Source organism: Microbacterium sp. B19(2022) (genome assembly GCF_012030385.1).
Taxonomy (GTDB): Bacteria; Actinomycetota; Actinomycetes; order Actinomycetales; family Microbacteriaceae; genus Microbacterium; species Microbacterium oxydans_B.
This window is the reverse complement of record NZ_JAAUVO010000001.1, coordinates 41,399-60,803: the sequence shown is the minus strand read 5'-3', so window position 1 is coordinate 60,803 and position 19,405 is coordinate 41,399. Positions and strand designations below refer to the sequence as shown.

Annotated in this window: 21 protein-coding genes; 11 read left to right on the top strand and 10 right to left on the bottom strand. The window is 69.6% G+C overall.

Going from position 1 to position 19,405, the window contains the following annotated elements:
- Positions 1–3: 3 nt before the first annotated feature.
- The 3 genes from HCX50_RS00325 to HCX50_RS00315 are packed head-to-tail and all read left to right on the top strand — an operon-like array spanning position 4 to position 3,091.
- Entirely contained in the window at positions 4–1,518 is a 1,515-nt protein-coding gene (locus tag HCX50_RS00325) for an aminotransferase-like domain-containing protein (protein ID WP_237682259.1), read from the top strand.
- A 10-nt stretch (positions 1,519–1,528) separates the two neighbouring features.
- Positions 1,529–2,023, top strand: a complete 495-nt coding sequence (locus tag HCX50_RS00320; protein ID WP_167632612.1) for a hypothetical protein — start codon at positions 1,529–1,531, stop codon at positions 2,021–2,023.
- Positions 2,024–2,077: 54 nt separating this feature from the next.
- A complete protein-coding gene (locus HCX50_RS00315; protein WP_167632611.1) occupies positions 2,078–3,091 on the top strand; it encodes an aldo/keto reductase family protein in 1,014 nt (337 codons plus the stop codon).
- Between the two features lie 78 nt (positions 3,092–3,169).
- On the opposite strand, the gene HCX50_RS00310 is transcribed toward HCX50_RS00315, so the two are convergent.
- From HCX50_RS00310 to HCX50_RS00295, 4 genes are all read right to left on the bottom strand, one after another.
- Positions 3,170–3,685 carry a glycine cleavage system protein R gene (locus HCX50_RS00310; RefSeq protein WP_167632610.1) on the bottom strand — a complete coding sequence of 172 codons (516 nt, stop codon included), beginning with the start codon at positions 3,683–3,685 and terminating at the stop codon, positions 3,170–3,172.
- Between the two features lie 23 nt (positions 3,686–3,708).
- A complete protein-coding gene (locus HCX50_RS00305; RefSeq protein WP_091032260.1) occupies positions 3,709–4,767 on the bottom strand; it encodes a PLP-dependent cysteine synthase family protein in 1,059 nt (352 codons plus the stop codon).
- Positions 4,768–4,810: 43 nt separating this feature from the next.
- Positions 4,811–5,167 (bottom strand): cupin domain-containing protein, encoded by a 357-nt coding sequence (locus tag HCX50_RS00300; protein ID WP_167632609.1) that lies wholly within the window; start codon positions 5,165–5,167, stop codon positions 4,811–4,813.
- 76 nt (positions 5,168–5,243) lie between these two features.
- Positions 5,244–5,921, bottom strand: a complete 678-nt coding sequence (locus HCX50_RS00295; protein WP_167632608.1) for a FadR/GntR family transcriptional regulator — start codon at positions 5,919–5,921, stop codon at positions 5,244–5,246.
- A 46-nt stretch (positions 5,922–5,967) separates the two neighbouring features.
- On the opposite strand from HCX50_RS00295, the gene HCX50_RS00290 reads away from it, so the two are divergent.
- Entirely contained in the window at positions 5,968–6,942 is a 975-nt protein-coding gene (locus tag HCX50_RS00290) for an amidohydrolase family protein (protein WP_029263906.1), read from the top strand.
- Positions 6,943–6,955: 13 nt separating this feature from the next.
- Here the strand turns inward: HCX50_RS00290 and HCX50_RS00285 are convergent, their stop codons facing one another.
- Positions 6,956–7,720, bottom strand: a complete 765-nt coding sequence (locus HCX50_RS00285; RefSeq protein WP_091031491.1) for an SDR family NAD(P)-dependent oxidoreductase — start codon at positions 7,718–7,720, stop codon at positions 6,956–6,958.
- The gene (locus tag HCX50_RS00280) at positions 7,702–8,562 is read right to left on the bottom strand and encodes a fumarylacetoacetate hydrolase family protein (RefSeq protein WP_167632607.1); all 861 of its coding nucleotides are present in this window, start codon (positions 8,560–8,562) and stop codon (positions 7,702–7,704) included. Before HCX50_RS00280 ends, HCX50_RS00285 begins: the two co-directional genes overlap by 19 nt.
- A gap of 124 nt (positions 8,563–8,686) precedes the next feature.
- Here HCX50_RS00280 and HCX50_RS00275 point away from each other — a divergent pair, with 124 nt between their 5' ends.
- Positions 8,687–9,982 carry an L-fuconate dehydratase gene (locus HCX50_RS00275; RefSeq protein ID WP_091031484.1) on the top strand — a complete coding sequence of 432 codons (1,296 nt, stop codon included), beginning with the start codon at positions 8,687–8,689 and terminating at the stop codon, positions 9,980–9,982.
- 9 nt (positions 9,983–9,991) lie between these two features.
- Here HCX50_RS00275 and HCX50_RS00270 read toward each other — a convergent pair whose 3' ends face one another.
- The gene (locus tag HCX50_RS00270; protein ID WP_091031481.1) at positions 9,992–10,528 is read right to left on the bottom strand and encodes a CGNR zinc finger domain-containing protein; all 537 of its coding nucleotides are present in this window, start codon (positions 10,526–10,528) and stop codon (positions 9,992–9,994) included.
- A gap of 48 nt (positions 10,529–10,576) precedes the next feature.
- On the opposite strand from HCX50_RS00270, the gene HCX50_RS00265 reads away from it, so the two are divergent.
- Genes HCX50_RS00265 through HCX50_RS00245 form a run of 5 tightly spaced genes read left to right on the top strand, consistent with a single transcriptional unit; the run spans position 10,577 to position 15,846 of the window.
- Positions 10,577–11,569, top strand: coding sequence for an EamA family transporter (locus HCX50_RS00265; protein ID WP_432206337.1), 993 nt, complete (start codon positions 10,577–10,579; stop codon positions 11,567–11,569).
- 43 nt (positions 11,570–11,612) lie between these two features.
- On the top strand, positions 11,613–12,278 hold the full coding sequence (locus HCX50_RS00260) for a GntR family transcriptional regulator (RefSeq protein WP_091031472.1): 666 nt from the start codon (positions 11,613–11,615) through the stop codon (positions 12,276–12,278).
- Positions 12,279–12,281: 3 nt separating this feature from the next.
- Complete coding sequence (locus HCX50_RS00255) at positions 12,282–13,808, top strand: MmgE/PrpD family protein (protein ID WP_091031468.1); 1,527 nt, start codon at positions 12,282–12,284, stop codon at positions 13,806–13,808.
- Positions 13,808–14,710 carry a methylisocitrate lyase gene (prpB, locus tag HCX50_RS00250; protein WP_091031465.1) on the top strand — a complete coding sequence of 301 codons (903 nt, stop codon included), beginning with the start codon at positions 13,808–13,810 and terminating at the stop codon, positions 14,708–14,710. The genes HCX50_RS00255 and prpB overlap by 1 nt, the downstream gene beginning before the upstream one ends.
- A gap of 2 nt (positions 14,711–14,712) precedes the next feature.
- Complete coding sequence (locus HCX50_RS00245; RefSeq protein WP_167632606.1) at positions 14,713–15,846, top strand: bifunctional 2-methylcitrate synthase/citrate synthase; 1,134 nt, start codon at positions 14,713–14,715, stop codon at positions 15,844–15,846.
- 64 nt (positions 15,847–15,910) lie between these two features.
- Here the strand turns inward: HCX50_RS00245 and HCX50_RS00240 are convergent, their stop codons facing one another.
- The 3 genes from HCX50_RS00240 to HCX50_RS00230 form a co-directional block, all read right to left on the bottom strand.
- A complete protein-coding gene (locus tag HCX50_RS00240) occupies positions 15,911–16,162 on the bottom strand; it encodes a hypothetical protein (protein ID WP_091031458.1) in 252 nt (83 codons plus the stop codon).
- A 200-nt stretch (positions 16,163–16,362) separates the two neighbouring features.
- Entirely contained in the window at positions 16,363–16,866 is a 504-nt protein-coding gene (locus HCX50_RS00235; RefSeq protein ID WP_167632605.1) for a ClbS/DfsB family four-helix bundle protein, read from the bottom strand.
- Positions 16,866–17,450: an antibiotic biosynthesis monooxygenase gene (locus HCX50_RS00230; protein WP_167632604.1), complete on the bottom strand. Its 585-nt coding sequence runs from the start codon at positions 17,448–17,450 to the stop codon at positions 16,866–16,868. Before HCX50_RS00230 ends, HCX50_RS00235 begins: the two co-directional genes overlap by 1 nt.
- 417 nt (positions 17,451–17,867) lie before the next feature.
- Between HCX50_RS00230 and HCX50_RS00225 the strand changes: the two genes are divergently transcribed.
- The gene (locus tag HCX50_RS00225; RefSeq protein ID WP_167632603.1) at positions 17,868–19,370 is read left to right on the top strand and encodes a CoA-acylating methylmalonate-semialdehyde dehydrogenase; all 1,503 of its coding nucleotides are present in this window, start codon (positions 17,868–17,870) and stop codon (positions 19,368–19,370) included.
- Positions 19,371–19,405: the final 35 nt, after the last annotated feature.

Genomic DNA, 19,405 nt, shown 5'->3' with positions numbered 1-19,405 from the left:
CTCATGAGCGTCGATGACAGGGCCAATACCCGGCCGATGGACCACGGATCGGCCATTCCTGCGCCATCCGCAGGTTCGTCGCCGACTCTCGTCCGCTCCGGTGAGGTCGCCTCGGAGGCGTTGTCGGCACGGCTGGGGCGCTGGACCCACGGAGACGGCACGCTGGCTGCGCGGCTCTCCCGCGGCATCGAGGCTCTGATCACGGGCGGCGAGCTGCGCCCCGGCGACCGTCTGCCGGCCGAGCGCGCTCTCGCCGCCGCGAGCTCCGTATCGCGCGGCACGGTCGTCGCCGCGTACGCCGACCTGGCCGAGCGCGGTCTGGTGGACCGGCGGCAGGGGAGCGGCACACGCGTCGCCGGTGCGGCGGCATCCGTGGCTCCCGTGCAGCGGCAGGGACGCGGCGAGGCGCTGTTCTCGGCCCTGCCCAATGCGATCGACCTGCTTCGCACCGTGCCGCAGATCTCCGAGCTGGGCGTGCAGCTCATCAGCGAGCACAAGCCGCGACTCGAGCTGGCGCTGCTGCCCGAGACCGATCCGGCGGGCCTCCCCGCACTGCGCACCCTCATCGCCGACATGTACGCCGCGGAGGGCACGCCGACGACACCCGAGCAGATCCTCGTCACGCACGGCGCGCAGCAGGCCATCAGTCTCGTCGTCAATGCCCTCGTGAGCCCCGGCGACATCGTGCTCGCCGAGGAGATCACCTGGCCGGGCGTCACCGACTCGGTCAGCCTGCGCGGCGGCACGGTGCACGGTGTCCCTATGGGTCCGGACGGACTCGACGTCGACGCGCTCGAGCAGGCGCTCGCCCGGCTGCGGCCCGTGCTCGTGGCCCTCAACCCGCACCACCAGAACCCCACGGGGTCTCGCCTCCCCGCCGCCGCGCGGCATCGCGTCGCCGAGCTGGCCGCCCAGTACGGCGTGCCGGTGATCGAGGACCGGGTCGTGGCCGGCATCTCCTTCGACGGCGTGGTGCCGCCGACCCTCGCGGCCGAGCGGGCCGACGCCCCGATCATCGTCGTGGAGTCGGTCTCGAAGTGGGTGTGGGCGGGGCTGCGGATCGGATGGCTGCGCGCCGACCCCGTGCTCGTGCGCCGCCTGCGCGGGGCCCGGCAGCTCGCCGACCAGTCCACCAGCGTGCCGGGCCAGCTGCTCGCGCTCGACCTGATCGCCCGTGCCGATGACCTCCGTCGGGCGAACAGTCGCATCCACCAGGAGCGCCTGCGGCTGCTGCAGGAGCTGATGGCCGAGCACCTGCCCGACTGGAAGGTCGAGCCGCCGCGCGGCGGGCTGTCGCTGTGGGTCCGGGTCCCTGCCGGCTCCGCCGCCGCGCTCGCCCGGGTGGCCGCGGCGCACGGCGTCTCGATCGCGGGGAGCGCGGCGTTCGCGGTGTCGGTGTCTCCCGACGACCACATCCGCATCCCGTTCACCGCCCCGGACGACGTGCTCGCCGAGGGCATCCGTCGTCTCGGAGCGGCCTGGCGAGAGTATCGGGAGACTCTCGGGATGCCTTCCTAGGATGTCCCGCATGACACCGCTGCCGCGCCGGACACTTTGGATCTCGATCGTCGGCGTGCTCGCCGTCACGGCCTACGCGGCGGTGGCCGCGGTGCAGATCCTCGTGCTCAATCCGCTCGCCGCCGTTCCCGGGCGCACGCTCGACGAGATCCGCGCCGAGATGGATGCTGCGGGCGAGGTCCTCCTGTGGGAGCCCGTGGCCTTCATCCTCGGTATCGGCGTGGTGCTGGCGGTGGTGGTCGCGATCGCCTCGATCCGCGGGCGCGCACATCCGATGGTTCCCGTGATGAGCTATCTGGCGTTGCTGATGCTCGGTGCGTTCGGCTACTTCACCGCGTCGTTCGGCGTGGGAATGAGCCTCGCCGACACGTTCGGGATCAGCGGCGGGGACTACTCGCCCTGGGCGCGACCGCTCTATGCCGTGAGCCTCTTCGCCGGCGTCGCGCTCGTTGTCGTCCCCCTCGTGATGCTGGTGCGCCGGCGGACGGTCGTCGCTCCCGCATGACGGCGGATGCCGGCATCCAGCCCCGTCATCACACGCAGCCAGTAGCGTTGTTCCATGGTCAACTATCGCTATCTCGGCAACAGCGGTCTCAAGGTCTCGGAGATCACCTACGGCAACTGGGTCACCCACGCCTCGCAGGTCGGTGACGACGCCGCCGTCAAGACCGTGCACGCCGCACTGGATGCCGGAATCACCACCTTCGACACCGCCGACACCTACGCCAACACGGCGGCGGAGGTCGTGCTCGGCAAGGCTCTGGAAGGACAGCGCCGCGAGGGGCTGGAGATCTTCACGAAGGTCTACTTCCCGACCGGCCCGAAGGGTCCGAACGACACCGGCCTGAGCCGCAAGCACATCTTCGAGTCGATCAACGGCTCGCTGCAGCGCCTCGGCACCGACTACGTCGACCTGTACCAGGCGCACCGCTTCGACTACGAGACTCCCCTCGAAGAGACGTTCCAGGCGTTCGCCGACGTCGTCCGCCAGGGCAAGGCGCTCTACATCGGCGTTTCCGAGTGGACCGCCGAGCAGCTGCGCGAGGGGCACGCGCTGGCGAAGCAGCTCGGCATCCAGCTCATCTCGAACCAGCCGCAGTACTCCATGCTGTGGCGCGTGATCGAGGGCAAGGTCGTGCCGGCATCCGAAGAGCTGGGGATCTCGCAGATCGTCTGGTCGCCCATGGCGCAGGGCGTGCTCAGCGGCAAGTACCTGCCCGGTCAGCCGGTGCCCGAGGGCTCGCGCGCAACTGACCCGCACAGCGGCGCCGACTTCATCAAGAGCTTCCTGCAGGACGACATCCTCACCGCCGTCCAGCGCCTGAAGCCGATCGCCGAGCAGGCAGGTCTCTCGATGCCGCAGCTCGCGATCGCGTGGGTGCTGCAGAACCCGAACGTCGCGGCCGCGCTGGTCGGAGCCTCCCGTCCCGAGCAGCTCGCCGAAACGGTCAAGGCCTCGGGCGTGAAGCTCGACGCCGACACCCTGGCCGCGATCGACACGGCCCTGGGCGACGCGGTCAACCGCGACGCCGAGCACACGTACTCGGTGTCGCCGAAGGCGCGCCTGACCTGAGGCCAGACACGCAGAAGGCCGCCGTTCCTCGGAACGGCGGCCTTCTCGTTGTCCGGGGGGAGCTCGGTCGGGTCCCGGTCAGCCGAGGGTGATGTCGACCTGGATCTCGGCGGCGAGGCGCTCGAGGTCGTCGCGCAGCGCATCCAGATCGACGGATGCCGGCACCTTCGCGGAGACGGATGCCTCGAACAGGCGGCCGCCGGCCATGGCCGCATCTCGGGTCTCGGTGGCGAGCTCCTCGATGCTCAGCGCGTGGGCGCTCAGGACGGCAGAGACCTCGCGCACGATGCCGGGTCGGTCGTTGCCGAGCACCTGGATCTCGAGCAGCCGATCGTCGGCGGCATCCGCATCCGGCGTCCCGGTGAGCACGGCGAGGGTCAGCAGCCCCTGCCCCTGGAGTCCACGCAGCGCGGAGCTCAGTTCGGGTGCCCGGTCTTCCGCGACGGACACCTCGATCACGCCCGCGAACGTGCCGGCGAGCTCCGCCAGCGAGCTGTTCTCCCAGTTGCCGCCGTGCGCCTCGACGACATCGGCGACAGCGGCCACGAGGCCAGGACGGTCTGCACCCGCGACGGTGAGGATCAGAGTTGTCATGCGGCCAGCGTAGCCCGACGCCGTCACTCGCCCCAGACGCCCGATTCCAGGAACCGATCGAGCCGCGCGCGGTGCGGGGCGAGGTCCCAGCCCTGCGCCGCGACCCACTCATCCGAGTAGTACGTGCCCGCGTAGCGGACCCCGCTGTCGCAGATCAGAGTGACGACGCTGCCGGTCTCGCCCGCGGCCCGCATCCGGGCGATCAGCTGGAACGCGCCGTACAGGTTCGTGCCGGTCGAGCCGCCGGCCCAGTGCAGGGTGCGCTCGCGCAGCATCCGGATCGCGGCGATCGACCCGGCATCCGGCACCCGGATCATCTCGTCGATCACGGTGGGCACGAACGAGGCCTCGACCTGCGGCCGGCCGATGCCCTCGATGCGGCTCGGGCGCCCGGCGGGCGGGTCGACCGTGCCGGCCCAGCCGTCATAGAACGCCGAGCCCTCCGGGTCGACCACGGCGATGCGCGTCTCGTGGCGGCGGTACTTCACGTACCGCCCGAACGTCGCGCTCGTGCCGCCGGTTCCGGCGCCGGTCACGATCCAGGTGGGGATAGGATGCCGCTCCTGCGCGAGCTGACTGAACACGCTCTCCGCGATGTTGTTGTTGCCCCGCCAGTCGGTCGCGCGCTCGGCGAACGTGAACTGGTCGAGGTAGTGGCCGGTGCAGTCGGATGCGAGGCGCTGCGCCTCGGGCGACATGTCCTCGGCACGGTCGACGAAGTGGCAGGTGCCACCGTAGAACTCGATGAGATCGATCTTCTCCTGCACGGTCGAGCGCGGCACCACCGTGATGAACGGCAGCCCCAGCATGCGGGCGAAGTACGCCTCGGAGACGGCGGTCGATCCGCTCGACGACTCGACGAGCGTGGTGTCCTCCCGGATGCGGCCGTTGACCAGTCCGTAGAGCAGGAGCGAGCGCGCCAGGCGGTGCTTGAGCGAACCGGTCGGGTGGACCGACTCGTCCTTGAGATACAGGTCGATGCCCCACTCGGGCGGCAGCGGGAAGAGGTGCAGGTGCGTGTCGGCACTGCGGTTCGCGTCGGCTTCCAGCAGGGCGATCGCGGTGCTGGTCCAGTCGCTCATACCCTCGAGACTATCGGCCGCCTCGTCGATCATCCGGGTGTGCTCACCCCTCGGCGGGATGTTCCGGCCCGAGTGTCGATGCCATCGGTTCGCCGGCCGCATCGCCCTTGAGTTCGACGAGGATCGTGTGCGTCGGCGTCGTCCCGGTGTTCTCGCCGGAGTGACGCTGCGCGGGTATCCAGACCGCCTGCCCGGAGGTGAGGACCGTGTCGAACGTCCGCTCACCGGCGCTGAGGCGACGGGAGAAGTCGCTGAGGGTGACCATGACGCTGTTGGGATGGTCGTGCGGCGTCGTCCTGTCGCCGGGGACGTCGGTGTATTCGAGCACGCGGACGTGCTCGTTCTCCCAGAGGGTGCGGTAGTGGTCGGGGTTGGTGAGCGTGGGATCGTCGGTGATCATGCGGTGAAGCTACACCTCTCACCGTGGTGCCGTCAGACCCACTTCCGCGTCCGGGTGCCGGGGCGCCCGGAACCGCTCAGGGTGCCGCCGCGTGGCGCAGCCAGCGCTCGATGCCCGCGATGTGCGCGGTCGTCAGCGAGGTCGCCAGTGCGGGGTCGCGCTGGGCGACCGCGTCGGCGATCGCCCGGTGCTCTGACAGGGTGCGCTCGACGGCCCCCGTCTCGGTGAGTCCGCGCCAGGCGCGGGCGCGCACCGTCTGGCTGCTCAGGTGCTCGATCAGGCTCGCGAGGTACGCATTGCCCGCCATCGCCACGATCTCGCGGTGGAAGCGGATGTCGTGGTCGACGAGCTCTTCGATACTGACCGAGGCGTCCACACCCTCGACCTCGCGCTGCAGCTCGGCGATCTGCTCGTCGGTGCCCAGCGTGGCGGCGAGGCCCGAAGCCTGCGACTCCAGCATCCGGCGCACGGCGAAGATCTCGAGCATCGAGTCGTCGTCGTGCATGTCGACGACGAACGAGATCGCCTCCAGCAGCAGGTGCGGCTCGAGACTCGTCACGTAGGTGCCGTCGCCGCGCCGCACGTCGAGCACGCGGATGACCTCGAGCGCCTTGACCGCCTCGCGCATCGAGCTGCGGGAGAGACCGAGCCGCTCGGAGAGTTCCTTCTCCGGAGGCAGACGATCGCCGGGGGCCAGCTCGCCCGACACGATCATCGCCTTGATCTTCGCGATCGCGTCATCCGTCACAGCCATGGCGTCATCCTAGCGATTGCTCCGATGTCTGCGGCAGGATGAGGGGATGCGAGTTCTCGATGCACATCTGCACCTGTGGGATCCGGAGGCACTGACCTACACGTGGCTCGAAGGCCCGATGGCGTACCGGTTCGCCGACCTGGAACTCGAGCACGCCCGCCTGGAGCGCGCCGAGACCGAGAAGTGCGTGTTCGTGCAGGCCGGGACCGTCGACGACGACTTCCTCGATGAGGTGCTCTGGGTCGCAGGGCTCGCGCCCGCGCTCGGAGTGGTCGGCATCGTCGCCGGCATCCGCCTCGACCGGGGGACCGACACGGTCGCGCACCTCGAAGGTCTCGCGGCCGAGCCGCTCGTCGTCGGCGTGCGGCACAACCTGCAGGGCGAGCCCGACGGGCTGGCGGTGTCGGCGGCCTTCGTGACCGGCGCGCGCGAGGTCGCCGCGCGCGGTCTGACCTTCGACGCGTGCGTGCGCGCCGCGCAGCTGCCGGATGTCGCCCGCCTCGCCGGAGCCATCCCAGAGCTGCGGCTCGTGCTCGATCATCTGGGGAAGCCCGCCGTGGGCACGGCCGCGGCTCCGCTGGCGCCGACCCCGGAATGGGCCCGCGACCTGACCGAGCTGGCGCGGCATCCGAACACCTTCTGCAAGCTCTCGGGGCTGCCCGGTGAGGCCGGTGGCGACTGGGATGCCGCGCAGTTGATCCCGTTCCTCGATGTGGCGGCCGATGCGTTCGGGATCGAGCGGCTGATGTGGGGGAGCGACTGGCCCGTCTCGGTCATCGGACCGGCCGAGGACGACGACCCGCACGCACCGGAGGACGGCTCGCCGACCTACCAGCCCACGGCCCGCACGCGCTGGGCCGACACGGTGATCGCCTGGGCGGATGCGCGGGGCCATGACCTCGACGCGATCTTCTGGACCACCGCCGAACAGTTCTATCGCACGGATGCCCGGCCGCAGGCGCCGACCGCCGAGCCTCCGCGTCACGGCATCCGGGGCTGGTTCCGCGGCAACCGCGGCTGACGTCGCGCGGAACTCACTCCGCGCGAAGCCGCAACCGTGCCATGCCGCCGTCGACCTCGATGGACGTGCCGGTCGTCGAGCCGGCGGCGGGGCTCACGAGGTAGGCGACCGCGGCGGCCACCTCATCGGGGTCGACGAGCCGCCCGTGCGGCTGGCGGGCCTCGAGCGCGGCGCGTTCGGCCGCGGGGTCGACGGCCGAATCCAGCAGGCGCCCGACCCACGGGGTGTCGGCCGTGCCGGGGTTGACCGCATTCACCCGGATGCCCTCGCGCAGGTGGTCGGCCGCCATCGCGCGGGTCAGCGCCGAGACGGCTCCCTTCGACGCGCTGTACAGCGCCCGCTGCGGGAGTCCGGTGGTCGAGGCGATGGATGCGGTGTTGCAGACCGCCGCGGCAGGCGACTTCCGCAGCCAGGGCAGTGCGGCCGCGGTCACGCGGGCGATGCCGGTCACGTTGATCGAGAGCACCCGTGCCCACTCGTCGTCGTCGTTCGCGGCGACGTCACCTTGCGCGCCGATCCCGGCATTGTTCACGACGATGTCGACGCGCCCGAACCGCTCGGCCACCGCCGCGACCGCCATGTCGACGCTCGTGCGATCCGAGACGTCGGCGGTGAAGGCCGCGAAGGCGGGGTCGGCGCCGGCGGTGTCGCGGTCGAGCACCGCGATGGTCGCCCCGTCGGCGTGCAGACGCTGCGCGATCGCTGCGCCGATTCCGGATGCTCCGCCGGTGACGATCGCCACCAGCCCGTTCAGTGCGCTCACTTCGGTGCCTCCCATGCCACGAACTCCTGTCGCTGGCGGCCGAGGCCGTCGATCTCGATCTCGACCACATCGCCGGGTGCGAGGTAGGGGTACTTCCCCGAGAGCGCGACGCCCTGCGGGGTGCCGGTGAGGATCAGGTCTCCCGGCTCGAGCGTCACGTACTGCGACAGGTGGTGCACGATGTGCTCGACCGTGAAGATCATGTCGCTCGTGTTCGAGTCCTGCCGCGGCTCGCCGTTCACGAAGCTGCGCAGTCCGAGCGCGTGGTGGTCGACCTCGTCGGGTGTGACGAGCCACGGTCCCGTGGGGTTGAATCCCGGGGCGATCTTGCCCTTGGACCACTGCCCGCCCGACACCTCGATCTGGAACGCCCGCTCCGAGACGTCGTTGGCGGCGACGAAGCCGGCCACATGGGCGAGCGACTCCCCGGGGGAGTCGAGGTAGGCCGCGCGGGCGCCGATCACGATGCCGAGCTCGACCTCCCAGTCGGTCTTCTCGCTGCCGCGGGGGATCGTCACCGCGTCGTCGGGACCGACCACCGTGTTGGGTGTCTTCAGGAAGAGGATGGGGATGGTTGGCGGCTCCGAGCCCGACTCGGCCGCGTGGGCAGCGTAGTTCATGCCGATGCAGATCACGGCGCTCGGACGGGCGATCGGTGCGCCGATGCGCATCGCCGCGGCATCCGCGAGCTCCGGAAGCTCCCCGGCATCGCGGGCGGCCGCGACCCTGGCGACGAAGTCGCTCGCGAGGAAGTCGCCGTTCACATCGGATGTCAGGGGGCGGAGGTCGAGGTAGTGATTACCCTCCACGAGGACGGGGATCTCCGTGCCGGGGGTGCCGAGCCGCGCGAACTTCATGATTCTCCTGATCGGTGGGGAGGCCACGACGCTGCGGCCCATCTCGTTGACAGTATAGACATCGGATGTTTACACTCCAAGGTATCCGCACGGAAGAGATCCGCCGTGCACGGAGAGGACCCCCGTGACCCGTATCGTCGCCCTCGACACCACCGACATCCGCTTCCCCACGTCGTTGAGCCTGGATGGTTCGGACGCGATGAACCCCGACCCCGACTACTCCGCCGCGTACGTGATCGTGCGCACGGACGCCCACGACGGCATCGAGGGGCACGCGTTCGTCTTCACGATCGGCCGCGGCAACGACGTGCAGGTCGCCGGGATCGACGCGCTCGCGGACCACCTCGTCGGCCGCGAGCTCGAGCCGCTGCTCGACGACATGGGCGGCACCTTCCGCGAGATCATCGGCGACTCGCAGCTGCGCTGGCTCGGCCCCGAGAAGGGCGTCATGCACATGGCCATCGGCGCGGTCATCAACGCCCTGTGGGACATCAAGGCCAAGCGCGCGGGACTGCCCCTGTGGCAGCTGCTCGCCCGGATGACCCCGGAACAGCTCGTCGACCTCGTCGACTTCCGCTACCTCACGAACGCGCTCACCCGCGAGGACGCCCTCGAGATCCTGCGCGCCGCGGAACCGGGCCGCGCCGAGCGGGAGCAGCAGCTGCTCGCCACCGGGTATCCGGGCTACACCACGAGTCCCGGCTGGCTCGGATACTCCGACGAGAAGCTCGAACGGCTCGCCCGCGAGGCCATGGCCGACGGCTTCACGCAGATCAAGCTCAAGGTCGGCGCCGACCTGCAGGACGACATCCGCCGCTTCCGCAAAGCCCGCGAGGTGTGCGGACCGGACTTCCCGATCGCGATCGACGCGAATCAGCGCTGGGAGGTGTCGGAGGCGATCGAGTGGGTGAACGCGCTCGCCGAGTTCCACCCCGCGTGGATCGAGGAGCCGACCAGCCCCGACGACGTCCTTGGTCACGCCGAGATCGCTCGAGGTGTGGCACCGATCCGCGTCGCCACCGGCGAGCACGCCCAGAACCGTGTCATCTTCAAGCAACTGCTGCAGGCGGATGCCATCTCCGTCATGCAGATCGATGCCGTGCGCGTCGGCGGCGTCAACGAGAACATCGCCAACCTGCTGCTCGCCGCCAAGTTCGGCGTTCCGGTGTGCCCGCACGCGGGTGGGGTGGGTCTGTGCGAAGCGGTGCAGCACCTGTCGATGTTCGACTTCGTCGCGGTCACCGGCACCCGTGAGGGCCGCATGATCGAGTTCGTCGACCACCTGCACGAGCACTTCGTCGTGCCGACCGACATCCGGGGTGGCTCCTACATGGCGCCGACGGCACCGGGCAACGGCATGGAGATGAAGGCCGACACCATTGCGGCCTACACCTGGAGGGGCGCGCACGTCGGCGCCTGAGTCCGTGCGTCAGTCCACGGCCCGGCGCGCCCGATAGGCGGCGACGGCGTTGCGGTTCGCGCAGGTCGTCGAGCAGTAGCGCTTCGAGCGGTTGCGGGAGAGATCCAGGGCGATCGCCAGGCAGGTGTCGTCCGCGCACACGGAGAGGCGCGAGCCCTCCTCAGCGCGGATGACGTCGATCAGCGCCATCGCGGTCTCGATCAGCACGCGCTCCGCCAGCGGATGCTCGTCGGCCACGGCGTGGAGGTGCCAATCGACCCCGTCGTGTCGGAGCAGTCGCGGGGTGAGGCGGGACTCGGCGAGTGCGGCGTTGACGAGTTCGGCCATCTCGTCGCGCGGCGCCAGCAGCATGGATCGCAGACGCGGGCGCAGGCGGCGCAGGGAGACGAGCTCGTCTTCATCGCGGTCGAGTCGTCCGGTGTAGGGGAACTCGCGAAGGAAGGCGCGTTCGTCGTCGAGGTCGACCAGCGTGTCCGGATCCTCTGCCGAGTTCACGAGCCAGACGGCGGCGCGGAGACCCTCTTGGGTGTCATCGGTGAAGATCACGTTGACATCTTACAGCGCGCGCGAGTAGCGTCATCGATCATGGGCAGGGTGAGCAATGACAGCGTGGCGGTCGCGTCCGCACGCCGCGCGCGCCTGGGGTTGCCGCTCGCGATCGCGGCCGCGCTGTCGTTCGGCATGTCCGGCGCGTGGGCGCGCGGGCTCATCGACGCGGGGTGGACGCCGGGGGCCGCCGTCACCGCGCGCATCTGGGTGGCGGCCCTCGTGCTGCTCATCCCCACGATCCTGTCGCTGCGCGGACGGTGGGGTCTCCTTCGCCGCAACGCCGGCATGATCCTCGCCTACGGACTGCTCGCCGTCACCGCGACCCAGCTCTTCTACTTCCAGGCCGTCGCCGTCATGGATGTGGGGTTGGCGCTGCTCATCGAATACACCGCACCGGTCGCGGTGCTGCTGTGGTTGTGGGCCCGGCGGGGTGAGCGTCCGAGTCGCAAGAGCGCCATCGGCGCGGCCGTCGCTTTCGTCGGCCTGGTGCTCATGCTCGACATCCTCACGGGGGCCGACGTGAACGTGGCCGGCATCCTGTGGGCGCTCGGAGCCATGGTGGGGGCGGCGACGTACTTCGTGCTGTCGGCGAAGGTCGACACCGGCCTGCCGCCCCTCGCGCTCGCGGGAAGCGGGCTGCTGCTCGGTGCGCTCGGGCTCACCGTCGCCGGGGCGATCGGTGTCCTGCCGATCGCGTGGGCGACCGACGACATCGCCTACCGTTTCGGCAGCGTGCCCTGGTTCGTCCCCGTGCTGGCGATGGGGGTCGTCGCGACAGCGCTCGCGTACCTGCTCGGCATCGCGTCGACCCGGATGCTGGGGTCGCGACTCGCGTCGTTCGTCGCGCTCGCCGAGGTGGTCGCCGCGCTCCTGTTCGGCTGGCTGCTGCTCGGGCAGCTCCCCGATCTGCTGCAGGGGCTCGGTGGGGTGCTCGTGCTCGTGGGGGTCGTGGTGGTCAAGCTGGGCGAGCCCGTCGCGGCAGAGTTCGTGGAGCCGGTCCCCGCCTCCGGGAATGTATACGGGAAGCCCGCGCAGTAAGACTGAGGGGCCGGTGGCGGTCCTTTATGTATACACTGAGGGCATGACCCCTGTTGTCGAGCGTCTCTCCGCGAGTGATCGCGCGTACACGGCCCTGCTCGACGACATCCAGTCCGGTGCTCTTCCCGCCGGCTTCGTCCTCGGCGAGGTCGAGCAGGCCGAACGTCTCGGTGTGAGTCGCACCCCGATGCGCGAGGCGCTGCGCCGACTGGCCGGTGACGGGCTCGTCGTCCAGCAATCGCCGCGCGTCACCGTGGTCGCCGACCTGGATGCCGACGACATCCGCTCGCTCTTCGAGATCCGCCGCGCGCTGGAGGAGAGCTCCGCCCGTCTGGCCGCCGTGCGCGGGGATGCCGGCCTGTTCGCCGAACTCGCCGAGGAGTTCGCGCACGTCGATCTCACCGCGCCCGCCGGTCGCGACGCGTACTACGCCCTGATCGCCCGGTTCGACGCCGCCCTCGATGCGGCCGTCGCCAACGACTACATCGCCTCGGCCCTGCGCACCGTGCGCACGCACCTCGTGCGGGTGCGGCGGATGGCCCGCGACAAGCCCACCCGACTCGCGGCATCCGCCGCCGAGCACCGCACGATCGCCGAGGCGCTCGCCGCCCGCGACGGCGACCTCGCCGCCCATGCCACCCACGTGCACCTGCACAACGCCCTCACCGGCATCCTCGACTCCCTCGACTCCAGCAACCGTGAAGGATAAGAAATGACCGTCACCCACCACGTCCGTGTGCACCGCAGCGACGAGAACCTTGCCCGGGAAGACCAGCTCGCCTGGAAGATCGCCGAGGTCGCCGCCGACCAGGTCGAGGTCGAGCAGGACGTCGTCGACATGATCATCAACCGCATCATCGACAACGCCTCGGTGGCGGCGGCATCACTCACCCGGGCCCCGATCAACGCCGCCCGCGCACAGGCGTTCAGCCACCCCGTCTCCACCGGCGGCGTCGGCGCGAACCTGTTCGGTGCGGCGCTCGACCACCGCACCAGCCCCGAGTGGGCGGCCTGGGCGAACGGCGTGGCCGTGCGCGAACTCGACTACCACGACACCTTCCTCGCGGCGGAGTACTCGCACCCCGGCGACAACATCCCGCCGATCCTCGCGGTCGCCCAGCACACCGGCAAGGACGGCCGGGCACTCGTGCGCGGCATCGCGACCGGCTACGAGATCCAGATGGACCTGGTGCGCGCGATCTGCCTGCACAAGCACAAGATCGACCACGTCGCCCACCTCGGCCCGTCGGCGGCGGCCGGCATCGGCACCCTGCTCGGCCTCGACGTCGAGACGATCTACCAGGCCGTCGGACAGGGCCTGCACACCACGACCGCCACGCGTCAGAGCCGCAAGGGCGAGATCTCGACCTGGAAGGCGCACGCCCCGGCCTTCGCGGGCAAGATGGCCGTCGAGGCGGTCGACCGGGCGATGCGGGGGCAGACGAGCCCCGCGCCCATCTACGAAGGCGAAGACGGTGTGATCGCCTGGATGCTCGACGGCAAGGAAGCCGCGTACGACGTGCCGCTGCCGGCCGCGGGCGAGCCCAAGCGCGCGATCCTCGACTCGTACACGAAGGAGCACTCGGCCGAGTATCAGGCCCAGGCGCTCATCGACCTCGCCCGCAAGCTCGGCCTCGAGAACCCGGCGCTGCGTGATCCCGCGAACATCGACTCGATCGTCATCCACACCAGCCACCACACCCACAACGTGATCGGCTCGGGCGCGAACGACCCGCAGAAGTACGACCCGACCGCATCGCGCGAGACGCTCGACCACTCGGTGCCCTACATCTTCGCGGTCGCGCTGCAGGACGGCGGCTGGCACCACGTCGACTCCTATGCCCCCGAGCGTGCGGGCCGTGCCGACACGGTCGCGCTGTGGCACAAGATCACCACGGCAGAGGATGCCGAATGGACGCGCCGCTACCACTCCGAGGACCCGGCCGAGAAGGCGTTCGGCGGTCGCGTTGAGATCCGACTCACTGACGGTTCGACCGTGGTCGACGAGATCGCCGTGGCCGACGCGCATCCGCTGGGCGCCCGCCCGTTCGCGCGCGAGAACTACATCGCGAAGTTCCGTCTGCTGGCCGAGCCCGTGCTCGAGCCTGCCGAGATCGAGCGGTTCCTTGCGCTCGTGCAGCGTCTGCCCGAGCTCACAGCCGCCGAGGTCGGCGAGCTGTCGATCGTCGCGAAGCCCGGCCTGCTCGAGGCAGCGCCGGCGCCTGCGGGACTCTTCTGATGCTGTACTCCACCGTCACGCCCGCCGAGAAGCGACGGCTGTTCCGGGAGCGGCTCCGCTCCGGCGAACTGCTGCGCTTCCCGGGAGCCTTCAACCCGCTGAGCGCCCGCCTGATCGAGCAGAAGGGCTTCGACGGGGTCTACATCTCCGGCGCCGTGCTCGCAGCCGACCTGGGCCTGCCCGACATCGGCCTCACCACGCTGACCGAGGTCGCCGGCCGGGCGAAGCAGATCGCCCGCATGACCGACCTCCCCGCGATCGTCGACGCCGACACCGGCTTCGGCGAGCCGATGAACGTGGCCAGGACGATCCAGGAGCTTGAGGACGCGGGCCTCGCCGGCACGCACATCGAGGACCAGATCAACCCGAAGCGCTGCGGCCACCTCGACGGCAAGGCCGTGGTCGACGAGAACACCGCGATCAAGCGCATCCGCGCCGCCGCCGACGCCCGACGCGACCCGAACTTCCTCATCATGGCGCGCACCGACATCCGGGCGATCGAGGGGTTGGACGCGGCGATCGACCGTGCCAAGGCGCTGGTGGATGCCGGTGCCGACGCGATCTTCCCCGAGGCGATGCGCACGCTCGCCGAATTCGAGGCGATGGCCGAGGCGCTCGACGTGCCGATCCTGGCGAACATGACCGAGTTCGGCAAGAGCGAGCTGTTCTCCACCGACCAGCTGCGGGATGCCGGCGTCAACCTGGTCATCTGGCCGGTGTCGCTGCTGCGCATCTCGATGGGGGCCGCAGGCCGTGCTCTCGATACGCTGAACGACGAGGGGCACCTGACCTCGAAGCTCGGCGAGATGCAGCACCGCGCCGATCTCTACGACCTGATCGACTACGAGTCGTACAACCATTTCGACTCGGGCGTCTTCAACTTCACCATCACGAAGGAGTGACCATGACCGAGCCGGACATCAAGAAAGGCCTCGCGGGGGTCGTCGTCGACACGACCGCGATCTCGAAGGTCAACCCCGAGACGAACAGCCTGCTCTACCGCGGCTACCCCGTGCAGGAGTTGGCCGACACGCAGCCGTTCGAGGCCGTCGCCTACCTCCTCTGGAACGGCGAGCTGCCGACGCCGGAAGAGCTCGCGGCGTTCCGGCTCGAGGAGCGCAAGAACCGCGCACTCGCCGACAACGTCAAGGCCGCGATCGACCTGGTGCCGCTCGACGCCCACCCGATGGACGAGGTCCGCACCGCGGTCAGCCTGATCGGCGCCTCCGACCCCGGTGCGGGCGGTTCGGTGCTCGACGCCGGTGGCAGCCCCGAACAGAACCTCGAGCGCAGCATCCGTCTGTTCGCCGCCCTGCCGGCGATCGTCGCCTACGGTCAGCGTCGCCGTCGCGGGGAGGAGATCATCGCGCCGCGCGATGACCTCGACTACTCCGCGAACTTCCTCTGGATGACGTTCGGCGAAGAGGCGGACGACGTCGTGGTCGACGCGTTCAACCGCTCGATGATCCTGTACGCGGAGCACTCCTTCAACGCCTCGACGTTCACGGCGCGCGTGATCACCTCGACCCTGAGCGACATCTATTCGGCGGTTGTCGGGGCGATCGGCGCCCTCAAGGGGCCGCTCCACGGCGGGGCCAACGAGGCCGTGCTGCACATCTTCGACGATATCGGCACGGCCGAGAACGTCGTGCCCTGGCTCGACAAGGCCCTCGCCGAGAAGCGCAAGATCATGGGCTTCGGGCACCGCGTCTACAAGAAGGGCGACTCCCGCGTGCCGACCATGAAGGCGGCGCTCGACACGCTCGTGGAGCACTACGACCGCCCCGAGGTCGCCGCCCTCTACGACACTCTCGAGTCGGAGTTCGTCGCCCGCAAGGGCATCTATCCGAACCTCGACTACCCGTCGGGTCCGGCGTACAACCTGATCGGCTTCGACACCCTGACCTTCACGCCGCTCTTCGTGGCCGCGCGGGTCACCGGGTGGACGGCGCACGTGATCGAGCAGGCCGGATCGAACGCGCTGATCCGTCCGCTGTCGCACTACGACGGTCCCGACGAGCGGCACATCGAGAGCTGACTCCTGACAAGAGAGAACGCACCCCCGGGTGCTCCGGGGGTGCGTTCTCTCGTCTCGTCGACCGTCAGTAACGGATGGTCGTCGTGTACCAGGTGCCGCGGTTGAAGCTCTTGACGCACGGAGAATAGCTGGTGACCCGGTAACCGGCCTTCGCGATGGCTACCATCTGTGCTCCCGTCGCCGAGATGCAGGCCGTGCGGTTCTGCGAGGAGTATCCCCACATGTTCTCCGCGTACGCCGGAGCAGCCCCCAGCGTGGCCCCCGCCACGACGGCGAGCCCTGCGGCGAACGATGCCAACTTGGTCGATTTCTTCATGATTCCACCCTCCATCCGGTCAGCGCGCGGTGCGCTTCAGCAAGGAGCATAGCCAGCGCCGTCGCGCCCTTCGTGCTTGAGAACTTCTACGACACCCCGCCGGCCTCGGCATCGCAGTACTTCATCGTGTTCGCGGTCGGAAACCTGGCCGGCGCGCTCATCGAGGAGGTCTCGCCGGGAAAGGGGAGCTGAGCCCGCGCTCAGCGCGCCCGGAGCCAGCGGCGGATGCGGCCGCGGGCGTTCCGGTAGGGCGATGAGGTGTTGAGCGAGATCATGCGCCCCATCGTCCAGGTGCGGTACCACGGGGCACCGTAGAGCTCCTCGTCCGAACGACTCAGGACGAGGGCTTCGATCCGCTGCTCTGCGTTGTCGAGGCGTGCACGCAGCTCGGCCCAGGACCCGCCCTCATGGTCGCGGTAGAAGCGCTGCGCCAAGGCGCCGAGGTCATTCCAGCCGAAGTCGGCGGCTGGCAGCTCGTCGGGGAGCCCGGCGGCGCGACGCTCGTGCCAGGCGAGCACCTCCTCGTTCCAGCCGATCAGGTACGCGAGAAGGTCAGCCGGACTCATCATCGTGTCCTTGACGTGACCGGGCAGCACGAGTTCGCGGGCGGACTCCGTCGGTACCCGATCGAGGTCGGCGCACAGGCGGGCATACTCCGTCCGGATCGCGGTGAGCAGCTCGTCCTTCGTCGCGGGAACAGCCATCAGCGGGTGAGCCAGCTCCGCAGTGAACGGGTGACGAACGGGAGCACCCAGTACGCCATGATCGGCGTGAGCACGAGGGTCGTGACGAGCACGCGCAGCCAGATCGGCAGCTCGTTCCATCCGGGGATGGGGCTCATCGCGTAGGTGAATGCGAGGTTCACCGGGAAGAAGCCCAGCCAGATCGAGGTCGCCTGCTTCCATCGCGGCGGAGCGGGGGCGACGGTGACCGTCTCGGTGGTGCCGTCGGCTGCCGGGAGGGTGATGGTTCCGGTCGTCGGCTCATCGAACCAGCCCTCGATCCCGGTGCGCCGCTTGGAGCGCTCGCTGCGCACGAAGCCCTCGCCCATCGAGAGCCACCAGGCCCGCTCGGCCGACTGCTCCCACGCGGTGAGCGAGTCCTCGCTCGCGAAGCGGTACAGCATGTGCCACACCTGCGAATCCTCGCCGGCACGCACCCAGCCCGAGCCGAGGAAGCCCGGGTATTTCGTCGCGAGGTTCACGCCCGTCTGCACCCAGGCGGTCGCCTCGACGATGCGCTCGGGGTCGACTTCGCGGCGGATGGAGACGGTGAGAGGTTCGGACATTGTGCGGTCCTCGGGGGAACGGGCGTCCGGGGTCGGGACGCCGAAGCGGATGCGCCAAGGGTGGCAGCGCACCGTCGATTCTAATTCGGATGCGGAGGGCCGCAGGCCGCTTCCGGCCCGGACGAAGAGGACCCCCGCCGACCCGATTCGGCGGGGGTCTCGCGGCGTGGGCGCCGCGACGGGAGCGAGAGTGCTCACCGTGCGCGCGGTAGACGTGACACCCGATCCGGTCTGAGTCTCTGTCCGCGCACTTGCAGTTGTACCCGGGCGAGATGACGCGGCGGTGAACGGGGCGCGAACAACCACGATCCGGGGCATTCTCGGATCGGCGAAAAATACAAGGGTGTCCTAGTAAATGTCCGGCCCTCCGAGTAAACTCCCCAATGTGCCAACGACGGCACGAAGGGACGTCACACAATGACTCGTACTATCCCGCACTTCGTGGGCGGATCGCTTCTCACCCCCGACTCCGGTCGCTTCGCCGATGTGTTCGATCCGAGCACCGGGGCCGTGCAGGCCCGCGTGCCGCTCGCCTCGGCCGATGAGGTGCGCCGCGTGATCGCGAACGCCGAAGAGGCGCAGGTCGCCTGGGCCGCGACCAACCCCCAGAAGAGGGCCCGCGTGCTGCTGCGCTTCCTCGACCTGGTGCAGCGCGAGATGACCTCGCTGGCCGAACTGCTGGCGAGCGAGCACGGCAAGACCGTCGACGACGCGAAGGGCGACATCCAGCGCGGACTCGAGGTCATCGAGTTCTCCGCCGGAGCCCCGCATCTGCTCAAGGGCGAGTACTCGACGGGTGCCGGTACCGGCATCGACGTCTACTCGATGCGGCAGCCGCTCGGGGTCGTCGCTGCGATCACCCCGTTCAACTTCCCCGCGATGATCCCGCTCTGGAAGGCCGGGCCCGCGCTCGCCGCGGGCAACGCGGTCGTGCTCAAGCCGAGTGAGCGCGACCCCTCCGTTCCGGTGCGCATCGCCGAGCTGTTCCTCGAGGCGGGCCTCCCGGCAGGAGTGCTCAACGTCGTGCACGGCGACAAGGAGGCCGTCGACACACTGCTCAACGACGACCGCATCCGCGCCGTCGGGTTCGTTGGCTCCACGCCCATCGCCGAGTACATCTACGCGACCGCGACGGCGCACGGCAAGCGGGCTCAGTGCTTCGGCGGCGCGAAGAACCACATGATCGTGATGCCGGATGCCGATCTCGACCAGGCCGTCGACGCGCTGATCGGTTCCGGATACGGCTCAGCGGGCGAGCGGTGCATGGCGATCTCGGTCGCGGTCCCGGTCGGGCAGGAGACGGCTGACGCGCTCGCCGCCAAGCTCACCGAGCGCGTGGCGCAACTGCGTATCGGACCCTCTCTCGCGACCGATGTCGACTACGGACCTCTGGTCACGTTGGCGGCCGTCGAGCGGGTCGAGGGCTACATCCAGCAGGGCATCGACGAGGGTGCGACGCTGCTCGCCGACGGCCGCGGGTTCGTCGTCGAAGGGCACGAGGAGGGCTTCTACCTCGGACCGACCCTGTTCGACCACGTCACCACCGACATGGCGATCTACCGCGAGGAGATCTTCGGCCCGGTGCTGGTGATCGCCCGTGCCGCCGACTACGAGGAGGCGCTGCGGATGGCGTCCGAGCACGAGTACGGCAACGGTGTCGCGATCTTCACCCGCGACGGCGATGCCGCCCGCGACTTCGCCGCACGCGTCGAGGTCGGGATGGTCGGCGTGAACGTCCCGATCCCGGTGCCGATCGCGTACTACACGTTCGGCGGATGGAAGCGCAGCGGTTTCGGCGACCTCAACCAGCACGGCACCGACGCGTTCCGCTTCTATACGAAGACCAAGACGGTGACGAGCCGTTGGCCCGCGGCGGGCATCCGTGACGGAGCCAGCTTCGTCATCCCCACCATGCACTGATCCCCACGTCCCGGCACGAGATCCCACAAGGACAC